The sequence below is a fragment of the Rhizorhabdus phycosphaerae genome (assembly GCF_011044255.1).
Lineage (GTDB): Bacteria > Pseudomonadota > Alphaproteobacteria > Sphingomonadales > Sphingomonadaceae > Rhizorhabdus > Rhizorhabdus phycosphaerae.
Genome location: NZ_CP049107.1, coordinates 804,638 through 815,956, shown reverse-complemented (window position 1 = coordinate 815,956; position 11,319 = coordinate 804,638). Strand labels below are relative to the sequence as shown.

The 11,319-nt window shown below is 64.9% G+C and carries 8 protein-coding genes; 4 read left to right on the top strand and 4 right to left on the bottom strand.

Translation table 11 applies throughout. The features are described 5' to 3' along the window. Positions 1-111: 111 nt before the first annotated feature. Complete coding sequence (locus tag G6P88_RS03760) at positions 112-2,220, bottom strand: PQQ-dependent dehydrogenase, methanol/ethanol family (protein ID WP_226946711.1); 2,109 nt, start codon at positions 2,218-2,220, stop codon at positions 112-114. 312 nt (positions 2,221-2,532) lie between these two features. Between G6P88_RS03760 and G6P88_RS03755 the strand changes: the two genes are divergently transcribed. Together G6P88_RS03755 and G6P88_RS03750 are read left to right on the top strand one after the other, a co-directional pair. Next, complete coding sequence (locus G6P88_RS03755; RefSeq protein ID WP_165321901.1) at positions 2,533-3,672, top strand: aminotransferase class I/II-fold pyridoxal phosphate-dependent enzyme; 1,140 nt, start codon at positions 2,533-2,535, stop codon at positions 3,670-3,672. Positions 3,673-3,715: 43 nt separating this feature from the next. Beyond that, positions 3,716-4,576: a trypsin-like peptidase domain-containing protein gene (locus tag G6P88_RS03750; protein ID WP_226946710.1), complete on the top strand. Its 861-nt coding sequence runs from the start codon at positions 3,716-3,718 to the stop codon at positions 4,574-4,576. 24 nt (positions 4,577-4,600) lie between these two features. Here G6P88_RS03750 and G6P88_RS03745 read toward each other — a convergent pair whose 3' ends face one another. Both G6P88_RS03745 and G6P88_RS03740 read right to left on the bottom strand, forming a co-directional pair. Further along, positions 4,601-5,884 (bottom strand): glycoside hydrolase family 130 protein, encoded by a 1,284-nt coding sequence (locus G6P88_RS03745; protein WP_165321900.1) that lies wholly within the window; start codon positions 5,882-5,884, stop codon positions 4,601-4,603. 49 nt (positions 5,885-5,933) lie between these two features. Beyond that, the gene (locus G6P88_RS03740) at positions 5,934-8,222 is read right to left on the bottom strand and encodes a glycosyltransferase family 4 protein (RefSeq protein ID WP_165321899.1); all 2,289 of its coding nucleotides are present in this window, start codon (positions 8,220-8,222) and stop codon (positions 5,934-5,936) included. A 215-nt stretch (positions 8,223-8,437) separates the two neighbouring features. Between G6P88_RS03740 and G6P88_RS03735 the strand changes: the two genes are divergently transcribed. Both G6P88_RS03735 and G6P88_RS03730 read left to right on the top strand, forming a co-directional pair. Continuing rightward, entirely contained in the window at positions 8,438-9,325 is an 888-nt protein-coding gene (locus tag G6P88_RS03735) for a bestrophin family protein (RefSeq protein ID WP_165321898.1), read from the top strand. Between the two features lie 139 nt (positions 9,326-9,464). Next, the gene (locus G6P88_RS03730) at positions 9,465-9,935 is read left to right on the top strand and encodes a Dps family protein (RefSeq protein ID WP_165321897.1); all 471 of its coding nucleotides are present in this window, start codon (positions 9,465-9,467) and stop codon (positions 9,933-9,935) included. 54 nt (positions 9,936-9,989) lie between these two features. Here the strand turns inward: G6P88_RS03730 and G6P88_RS03725 are convergent, their stop codons facing one another. Continuing rightward, positions 9,990-11,132, bottom strand: coding sequence for a glycoside hydrolase family 130 protein (locus tag G6P88_RS03725; RefSeq protein ID WP_165321896.1), 1,143 nt, complete (start codon positions 11,130-11,132; stop codon positions 9,990-9,992). Positions 11,133-11,319 lie beyond the last annotated feature (187 nt).

Here is an 11,319-nt window from a genome sequence, read left to right as displayed (position 1 = left end):
CCGTCCCCCTCGCCGAAACCGGAAAGGAAGAGGCTAGCGCCAGGACGGCCCCGGCTCTGTCCATCGGCGGCACAACCTGTCCAACGGCTGCACCGACCGATGATCGGTGGTTCAGCTGCCCTCGCTCTCCTTCAGCGCGGCGGCGCGCATGCCGAGATAGGCGCGGATTTCCTCGACCTGCTCGGGCTTCAGCATGTCGCGGAAGCTGATCATGCCACGTTGCTGCAGGATGCCGTCGAGCACCACCTGATGGAACAGTTCGCGGCTGGCGATGGTCGGCGAACGGCGCAGATCGGGGATCACCCCCGCCGAATAGCCACCAGGGCCGTGGCAGAGGCTGCACTGGCCCGCATAGAGGGCGAGGCCGCGTTCCGCTGCGCCGGCCGGGAAGCTGTCGCTGACGAGTTGCGCGGGCATGACCGGCTTCTGATAGGGCGGCAGGCTTGCCTTGCCGTCGAGCTTGAAGACGAGGATCCGCCCATTGGGGCGCTTGTGCGGATTGGGCGCGAAGGGCGAGCTGACGCCGAAGCTGCCGCCGAGACCCGCCATCACCGCGATATATTGTTCGCCGTCGAGCGAAAAGGAGATGGGGGCAGCGATCACGCCATTCTGTGCGTCGAAGCTCCAGAGCTTCTTGCCGTCCCTCGCGTCGAACGCGGAGAAAGTGCCGTCGGGCTGCCCCTGGAACAGCAGATTGCCGGCCGTCGAAAGGATGCCGCCATTGGACGGGGCCGGGTGCTCGACCGTGAAGCGGGCTTCCTGTTTGACCGGATCCCAGGCGAGCAGGCGCCCTTTGGTCGCCGCGCGGGCGGCTGCGAGCTGCGCGTCGCTTTGCGGCCCGAGCAGGGAGCGCGATCCGTTGCCGAGATTCCAGTGACCGGGGCGATAAGTGAAATTCTTGTCGTCGGCATAGCCGAAGCCCATCAGCTGGACCGGGATATAGACGAGGCCGGTCTTCGGGCTGAACGACATCGGATGCCAGTTATGCGCGCCGAAAGCGCTCGGCATCGCCAGGAATTCCTTGCCTGACTCGGTGTACCGCGCTTCGGGGCGGACCAGCGGGCGCCAGCTCTTCTCGTCATAACCGTCGGCCCAATTCACGGGCACGAAATTCTTGATCGAGACGGGCTTACCGGAGGCGCGGTCGATCACGTAGAAGAAGCCATTCTTCGGCGCATGGAACAGCACCTTGCGCGGCTTTCCCGCCACCGGCATGTCGGCCAGGATGATCGGCTGGGTGGCGGTGAAATCCCATTCCTCGCCGGGCACTTCCTGGAAATGCCATTTATAGGCGCCGGTGTCGGGATCGAGCGCGACGATCGAGGAGAGGAACAGATTGTCGCCCTCGTCGCCGGAGCGGACGCGGCGGTTCCAAGGGCTGCCATTGCCGACGCCGATCAGGATCTGGTCGAGCTCCTGATCATAGACGATCGCGTCCCAGACGGTGCCGCCGCCCCCAACCTCTTTCCAGGCGCCGTTCGGACCCCAGCTTTTGTTGCCGATCTTTTCGAAGATCGCGTCCGACGCGGCACCATCGGGCTTACCGTTCGGATTGGGCACGGTGTAGAAACGCCATACCAGCTTGCCGCTGTTTGCGTCATAGGCGCTGACATAGCCGCGCACCCCATATTCGGCGCCGCCATTGCCTATCAGCACCTTGCCGCGCACGACGCGGGGAGCCCCGGTGATGGTGTAGGGGCGGCTGGTGTCGGTCGTCTGCACGTCCCACAGCACCTTGCCGCTGGCGGCATCGAGTGCGATCAGGCGGCCGTCGAGCGCGCCGACGAACACCTTGCCTTCATAGACGGCGACGCCCCGGTTCACGACGTCGCAGCATGCGTCATAGCCCTTGCGGCCGTTGACGGCGGGATCATAGGACCAGAGCAGCTTGCCGCTGCGCGCGTCGAGGGCGAAGACCTTCGACCAGGCGCTGGTGGTGTACATCACCCCGTCGACGACGATGGGGTTCGCTTCCTGGCCGCGATCGGTGTCGAGGTCCTGATACCAGGCGAGCTTGAGCCGTCCGACCGTCGATGCGTCGAGCTGATCGAGTGGGCTATAATGGTCCTCGGCATAGTTGCGGCCGGTGTTCAGCCAGCTGCCGGGTTCCGCATCGGCCTTCTCGAGCCGTTGTTGGGTGATCCATCCGGCCCTGTCCGCCGCGCCGGCTCCCGCTGCGATCGCAAAAGCCACCGCTGCGACGGCTGCGCCCTTCGCCAAGCGATTGCCCATACCGGCGAATCGGCGCGTCGCGCCCAAGGCCTGTCGTCCCGCCACCCTGACTCTCCTCTCCATTGTCCGGGAAGCGCCGTTCCGCTTTCCCGGGGCAGGCTCCGCCCTATTTTACGGTACCTGGTTCCGTTATCATGATGCGGGATCGCGGGCTGGTCAATCTGCGCTTATGCGATTGCGTCGATCCAACCCTTGCCGAAATGCGTATGGAGCTTGCTGAAACTGGCAAGGGTCGCGGCAGGAGGCGGCTCGGCGGGTGACGCCATTGTCTGCATCGCGCAATGGCCTTAGCAGACGCGCATGATCGCCCAGGTTGAACCCTTCCACGCCATCGCCATAAGCCGGATCGCCCATGCCCTGTCGACGGCAGGGCAATCGATCATCCACATGGAGTTCGGCCAGCCATCGACCGGCGCCCCCGCCGAGGCGATCGCGGCTGCGCACGACATCCTCGACAATGATCCCATGGGCTATTGGGAAAGCATGCCGCTGAAGGAGCGGATCGCCCGCCTTTATGCCGAACGGCATGGTGCCGAGGTCGATCCCGAGCAGGTCATCCTCACCTGCGGCGCCTCGCCGGCCTTCGTGCTTGCGCTGTCCTGCCTGTTTCGACCGGGCGCGAGGGTCGCCCTGGCGCGTCCCGGCTATGTCGCCTATCGCAATACGCTGCGCGCCATGTACCTGGAGCCTGTCGAGATCGCGTGCGGGCCTGAGGAGCGCTACCAGCTGACCGCGTCTGCGGTCGCTGCGCTGTCCCCCGCGCCGGACGGGTTGATCGTCGCCAGCCCTGCCAACCCTACCGGAACGGTTATCGCACCGGACGAACTGGCGGCGATCGCGGCGATCTGCCGCGAGCGGGGCATCCGGATCATATCGGACGAAATCTATCATGGGCTCGGCTATGGCGTGCCGATTTCGTCCATGATCGAGCATGATCCCGATGCCCTGATCGTCAACAGCTTCTCCAAATATTACAGCATGGCGGGCTGGCGGCTGGGCTGGCTGGTGGTGCCGCGCGAGCTGATCCCTGCGGCACGGGCGCGGATGGGCAATTTGTTCCTGACCCCGCCCGTTCTGGCCCAGCGCGCGGGGCTGATCGCCTTCGACTGTCGCGACGAACTGGAAGGGCATCTGCGAACCTATGCCCGCAACCGCGACCTGCTGCTCGATGCCTTGCCGGCGATGGGGCTGCGGCAGATCGCTCCCCCCGACGGCGCCTTCTACATCTATGCCGACATCAGCCATCTCACCGAGGACAGCATCGGCTTCTGCGAGCGGCTGCTGCGCGAAACCGGGGTCGCAACAGCGCCCGGTCTCGATTTCGATCCCGTCGAGGGGCATCGCTTCATTCGCTTCAGCTTCGCGGTGTCGACCGTCCTGATCGAGGAGGCGATCGGCCGGATGATCCCCTGGTTCGAGGCGCAGTCCCGCATCGACTGACCGGCCTTTCGGGGCGGAACGCCTCTGGAAAATCGCGGAACGCATGATCATCTGCCATCCGGCTTGTCCGGTACACAGGGAGATGGGGACTATGCACAAGGCGGCGGTCGCGGCAGCTTTTCTTCTGGGATCGGCAGCCCTGATACCGGCATGGCAGGAGCGTGGCGCCAGCCCCCAGCCGGCCAATGGCGTTGCCCTGGCGGCTTCGGGCGATCCCGTGCCGCTCGACCGGCTAAGCGTCGCGCCGCTGGTGAAACGGGTTTCGCCCGCCGTCGTCAACATCGCGGTCGCCTATCCCTCGCCCTATGCCCAGAATCCGCTGCTGCGCGATCCCTATTTCCGGCGCTTCCTGGGCGTTCCCGACTCGGCGGTGCAGCCGCGCATGTCGGCGGGTTCCGGCGTGATCATCGACGCCGCGCGTGGGCTCGTTCTCACCAACAACCATGTCGTCGGCGGCGGATCGGCGATCCTCGTCGTCCTGCAGGACAAGCGGCAATTCCAGGCCGAGCTTCTCGGCACCAGCCCGCAGGCGGATCTCGCCGTGCTCCGCATCCCGCCGGAAAAGCTGGTCGCGGCGCCGCTGGCTGCGACCGACAGCGCCGAGGTGGGCGACTATGTGGTCGCGATCGGCAATCCGTTCGGCCTGGGCCAGACCGTGACGGCGGGGATCGTCAGCGCATTGGGGAGGGGCTTGACCCCGCAGAGCGGCATTGGCCTGATCCAGACCGACGCGCCGATCAATCCCGGCAATTCGGGCGGGCCGCTGATCAACATGCGGGGCGAGGTCATCGGCATCAACACCGCCATCCTCGCGCCCGGTGGCGAAGGGAATATCGGCATTGGATTCGCTGTTCCCGCCAGCGTCGTGCGCTCGGTGCTCGGCGAGGCACGGCGGGCGATCTGATGGGGAGCCTTGAGGCTGCCCACATCATAACTTGTCGAGCAGTTCCTTGATCGGCAGGAAGGCGAAGGCCACCGAACTGTCGGCGACGCCATAAGGCAGGAAGAGATACTCGCCGTGGCGCAGCGCGCCGCAGGTATAGACCACATTGGGGACATAGCCCTCGCGATCCTCGTCCATCGGAGCCAGGATGGGGTGCTGCGTGCGACCCATAACTTTCGACGGATCGTCCCGGTCGAGCAATATGGCGCCGATCGAATATTTCCGCATCGCGCCGACACCGTGGGTCAGCAGAAGCCAGCCTTCGTCCAGCTCGATCGGCGCGCCGCAATTGCCGATCTGCACGAACTCCCAAGGAAAGGCTGGCGCCAGCAAAAGGTCGCCCTCCTCCCAATGACCGATGTCATCCGAGCGCAGCAGGAACAGATTCTGGCCATCCTGCCGACCGATCATCATGTAGCGGCCGTCGATCTTGCGTGGGAACAGCGCCATGCCTTTATTGCGGGCCGCCGCGCCGCGCATCGGGATCAGGTCGATCGACCGGAAATCGCGCGTGCGCATCAATTCCGACTGGATGTCCCGCCCCGAATAGGCGGTGTAGGTACCGATATATTCGGTGCTTCCGTCGTCATGGACGAAATGGGTCAGTCGCAGATCTTCCAGCCCATTGCGCTGCGCGGGCGTCATCGGAAAGATGACCATGCCCGAAAGCGTACTGTCGCGATGGCGTTCGACGGTGATGGGTCCGTCCTGGTCGCGGATGCCATCCGCATCGGGCGCATCCGCGGCGGTGGCGAAGGGCGGCTCGGGCGCAAGCTCCAGCTCGCGGCTGCCGGTGATCAGTCCCTCACGAAAGGCAATCGAGCTGATATGGCCCTCGCCCACCGCGCGAAGCGACAGCAGGATACGAAGCGTGTTCGATGACAGCCCGCTCTGGTCGGGGTGCGGCACCACGCTGGGGTTCATGAGCGCCGCTGCGGCATAGCTATATTCGTGGCAGAAATAGGCCCCGATCAGCTGCTTGCGCTCATCCTCCAGCTCGCGCAGGTCGACGCCCATCTGCACCGCGATCTGTTCGAAGCGGGTCGAGAAGACGCGGCGCGTCTGCCAGTGGCGCGCTTCGAAATCATACATGACGAGTGCCAGCTGACGGCGCGTCTCCTCCATGTCGAGCGAAAGCACTGCCTTGACCAGGCGTTGGGCGCGCCCAGGCTCCGAGCCATTGGCCTGCCAGGCGAGGTGGAAGGGGCGAACGACGACGCGCGAAGCGTCGGCAGCCAGACGGAGGCGGTGTGTATATTCAGCGAGCATAGGCTCCCGAGCGTTGCTTGGGCCCGCTCCCCGCTCTCCATGACTCCCTTCAGGCAGCCGTGCGAGCGGGTCCGGAATCCCGTTTCTCGGACAGCGAACGCATGGAGGCGTTGGCTAGTTGCAGAGCCAGAATGGATTCTGCGCCCTGATTGCGATTGACGCCGTGGGGCATCAGGCCGTCATGACAGCCGCCATCGATTCCGTCGGCCACGGGCAGGCCGAGGTCATTGTCGCCGATGAACCAGCCATAAGCGCGCCAGGCATGATCGACCCAGCAGCGGTCGTCACTGACGCTCAACGCCGCGGTGCACGCATCGATCATCGCCTGAGCCTCGAGCGGCTGCTGATCGAAAGGCAGAGGAGCGGAATAGGGACGCTGGAAACTGTCCGTGCCGATCGGGCGGAAGGCGCCGCGCCCATTGGTCTGGACTTTCGCGATCCACTCCAGCGTCTCCAGGCCGAGGTCGATCGCCTCGCGATCGTCGAGCAGGTGGCCGATGCGCAGCAGCGCCTCCGGCAGCCGCGCATTGTCATAGGCGAGAACCGTCTCGAACCACGCCCAGTCGGGGCGGCGCGATGTGACCAGCAGGGACTTCAGCATGTCGCTGCTCGCTTCAAGCATGGCAGTCGCCGCGCGATGCCCCGGATAGATGCTGAGGATGTCCACCGCGCCCAGCGCCGCGAAAGCCGATGCGCGCGGGGATATGAGCTGGGCTGCAAGCGGCGCGGCTTTGTCGAACAGATCCGCCGCCCATCCCCTTATGCCGGCGTCGGTCGCGGTGGCGGCCGCGCAGCCGAGCGCCCACAAAGTGCGGCCGTTGCTGTCTTCGGAGCCCTCGCTTTCGCACCAACTGCGATCATAATTCATGAAGTTGCGGAACCGGCCCCGATCCGGATTCCAGGCATGGCTGATGAACGCGGAATAAGTGGAGGCGAGGGGCCCGGTTACCGCCTCCATCTCCTCGCCGAGCCGGCACATCAGGATCAGCGCGCGGGCGTTGTCATCGATGCAATAGCCGTGGTTGCGGTCGGGCACGGTATGTATGCCATGCTGCAGCATGCCCGTCCCGTCGGTCATGCGCTTGACCGCCTCTATGCTCGGGCGCAACGGGCGGCCGCTGGTGAAGCGGCTGACATGCGGGCGGACACGGTTGGCCGCTTCCATCAGCGCCACGGCCCGCTCCACAGCGCGCGGCCACAGCAATTCGCGTCCACGGGCATAGGCGCGGCCAGCGAGCGCCTCGCGCGCCCCATCGTCGTCGAGCAGGTTGAGCACCGCTTCGGAGAGCGCGGCGGAATCGCGCGGCGGCACCAAAATGCCATGGCCGTCGGCGAGCAACTCGGCCGCATGAAGATAGGGGGTGGAAACGACGGGCTTGCCGAGGCCGATCGCATAAGACAGCGTCCCCGAAGTGATCTGCGCCATGTTGAGATAGGGCGTCACATAGACGTCGCTCGCCCCGAGCCAGTCCAGCAGTTCTTCCTGATCCAGAAAGTCGCCGACGAAGCGGACATTGTCGGCGACGCCCAGATCGGCGGCCTTCTGCTCCAGCGACTCCCGCAAGGCTTCGCCCTGCTCCCGGATCAGATTGGGATGGGTGGCGCCGATCACCACATAAAGAGCCTCGGGGTGACGCGCGACTATGGCCGGCATGGCATCGATCATGAAACCGATGCCTTTGTCGGGCGCGAGTAAGCCAAAGGTCATGATGACCTTGCGGTCGGCGAGACGGAAGCTTTGCTTGGCCTGCTCCGGGACAATATGCGGGCGGTCCGGCACGCCATGCGGGATGACCGAGACCCGTTCGGGCGATACGCCATAGACCGTTTCGAGGATCGTCTTGCCGCGCTCGGCCATTACGATCAGATGGGCGCAGCGATCCAGAAGCCGGTCGAATGCCAGGCGCTCTTCGGCCGAGGGCTTCTCGAGCACGGTGTGCAGAGTGGCGACGACGGGCAGGGTGGAGCGTTCGAGCAGGCGCATGACATGATCGCCGGCAGTGCCGCCGAAGATGCCGAATTCATGCTGAAGCCAGATCGCCTGCGCACCGCTCGCTTCGATCAGGCCTGCTGCCAGGCGGTAGGCGGCGGGATCGTCGGCGGCGATGGTGTGCACATTGGCGGGATATTCGATGCCCGACCGGTCATCCATCGCATAATGGTCGACGACCAGCCCGGGGAAGCGATCCCGCAGGGCGTCCACGACGTGCGACGTGAAGGTGGCCAGGCCACAGCGGCGGGGCAGGGCGTTGCCCACGACGGCGATATGCTCGATCGTTCCTGGCGCGGCCCGGCTTCCGAGGGCGGCCTTCAGGATGGAGCGGATCTGTTCTTGCATCTGCTGTGCTTCCTTCCCCGGCTGTCGACAGGGATAGAATGATGCTGCGGCGCAATAGTTTCATTGGTTTCGGGGGCGATGCGCCACAATTCTTAACGGATGAGGAACGGGCGGTCCGCAGCGCGCTTTTGCACGAAGGAAACAAAAGGGGGGCGCAAGGATTATAGGCCGCGCCGCCGGACGATCGGCGGTGGAGCTGGATAGCATAATCACCCATGATCATCGCCGATGTCCCCCGTCTGACGCAGATTGCCCGCGAAGTGTGGAAGCCTGCGCTTCTCCTTTTCCTGTGGGACGTGATCGTCACCATCACCTATTATGTTCTGCCGTTCCGGGCGCCTGGGCTGCCGCTAACACTCTTTGGTTCGGTCCTTGCCCTGTTTCTCGGCTTCCGAAGCAATTCGGCCTATCAGCGATGGTGGGAGGGTAGGGAACTCTGGGGGCAGATGATCAACGCCAGCAGGAGCCTGGTTCGTGCTGCCAAGGCCTATCTCTCGCTTCCCGAGGCCGAGGCCGTGCGGCGCGAGGTCGTCTTCCGTCAGATCGCCTATGTCCACGCCCTGCGCTGCCAGCTGCGGCGTCAGCCCATGGACGGCAATGTTGAAAGGTTCCTGCCCGATGGGCCTGCTCAGAAGTCGTTGCAGCGCACAAACATCGCCAACGGGCTGATCGAGGGCATGGGAATGCGGATCGAGCAGGCGCGAGCCCATGGCTGGATCGACACGATCCAGCAGGCGTCGCTCGAGCGGGTAATGGTCGACATCTCCAATGCGCAGGGCGGAATGGAGCGGCTCAAGAACACGCCGCTGCCCAACCAATATCGCTTCTTCCCTGTGCTGTTCACCCACCTCTTCTGCATCTTCCTGCCGATCGGGCTGGTCGAGACGCTGGGCTATGCCACCCCCTTCGGATCCATGATCGCGGGCTTGATGTTCCTGGCGGTGCTCGCCATCGGCGACGATCTGGTCGATCCTTTCGCCAACGACGTGCATGATCTTCCGCTGTCTGCGATGTGCCGGACGATCGAGATAGACCTGTTGCAGGCGCTGGGCGAACCGGCGCCCGAGCCGCTGGAGCCCGATCGGCGCAACATCCTCTGGTAGTCGAGCGGCGGACGAAAGAGGCTTTCCACAGCACGTCTTAGCGCTTGGGTGGACGCGGCTGGCGGGCTATTCACGCGGTGGAGATCCCGCCGGGTGCGTGCGGCGGGGCAAAGCAGGCCTCGAAGCTCAGGAGACGTCCATGGTGAACATCGGAATAGACGAACAGGATCGGAAGACGATCTCGGAAGGGTTGGGGCGTCTGCTGGCGGACACCTATACCCTCTATCTGACCACCCATAACTTCCACTGGAATGTTACTGGGCCGATGTTCAACAGCCTCCATGCCATGTTCATGGCGCAATATACCGAGCTGTGGAACGCGGTCGATCCGATCGCGGAGCGCATTCGTTCGCTCGGCTTCCCCGCCCCCGGCTCCTATGCTCAATATTCCGAGCTGAGTTCGCTGCCGGACGCGCCGACGGTCCCGCCCAAGGCACTCGAGATGGTGGCGATCCTGGCCAAAGGGCACGAGGCCGCGGCCCGTACCGCCCGCTCGCTCTATCCTGCGGTCGAGGCCGCCAGCGACGAGCCGACCGCCGACCTGCTGACCCAGCGTATCGGTATCCACGAACAGACCGCCTGGATGCTGCGCGCCCTGCTCGAAGAGTAAGGCGCGCCGCCGCCGCCGCCCCTGATCGCAGCGGGGCGGCGGAGCGGTTGCCGGTCACGCGAAGGCCGATGCCGGCAGATGCGTGATTCGGCAGGCGAGGTCGGCCTCGCCCGAGGCGACGATGAAATGCCCGTCGGCCTCGACGATGCCTGTCGTGAAGACCACGTCCCGCAGATAGAGAAGCGCTTCGAGCGGTTTCGTCAGTTCGGGATTGGCTTCGAGCAGGGGAGCTTCCTGCGTCGCCAGGACGACCGATGGATCGTCCGGATCGAGCAGCGACCAATAGGTCCGATAGATGCCGACGACCTCCTTGGGTTCGACGCCATGCCACAGGCTCAGCCATCCCCGACGCCCATTGATGCTGGTTAACAGGGGCGGAGCGCCGCCGCCCATGCGTGCAGTCGCTACGGTGCCGGCCCGCGCGCGAAGGCCCGGCCGGCGGCAGGGCTTCCAGTGCAGCGCGTCGGGAGAACTCGCGAGGTTGATCGAAGGTCCGGCACGCCACGGGCTGTCCGGCGGATAGGCGAAGAAATGGTCGCCGAGGGGCCGGGTCTGCGCCCAATACTGGCCGTCGATCAGGCCTTCGAAGATCAGCATGTCCTTGTTCTGGTGATCGAGCACGATATCCTCGAATGACCAGACGAAACCGTCCTGCGAACTGTAGAGCGTGGTGGAGTGGCGCTCGGGGCTGACCGAGCAGGTGGTCATCAGATAGCGGCCGTCCACGCGGCTTATTCGCGCATCCTCGATGCCATAGCATTGGTAGCTGCCTTGGGGTGCGATCGCCCGGTCATAATGGATCGCGCGCACATCGAGCCCGTCGGGGCTCAATTCCACCGGCAGCAACCAGGACAGCGAGGTGAGCGCCAGGATCTTCCAGCCGCCGCCATGGAGTCTGAACAGACGCGGATCGGCGGTGTCGGCGAGTGCAAGGGGCCAGGCATCGACGACATAGCCCTTGTCCTCGTCCCAGCGGATCGAGTGGACATGTCCGTCCCGGATCGGGTTCCGGAGCGCTTCGGCCACGCGGACCATCATCAGCAGGTTCCCGCCCGGCAGCCGCGTCAGGCCCGGATTGAAGGCGCCGAGCACATAGGTCTCGACCCCCGCGCGCGCCATTCCGGCCGCCAGCGGCGATCTCGACAGATCGACGTCGGCCGGAGTGAAGACGAGCGTGTCGACGGGAAAGCAGGTCATGTCGCGCTGGCCTTATAGGGGAGCCGGGGCACTCCCGGAAACGCCCCGGAGCCGGCCTTGTGCCGTTCGGGCTGGAACGACGGCGGCGTCACGCGGTTCCTCGCGAGCCTCGATAAGCGCTTGGTTCCGTAACGCGATGTTATATTCGGTCGAGAATGACGATCAATAGTTGGGACTGCGAAACAGC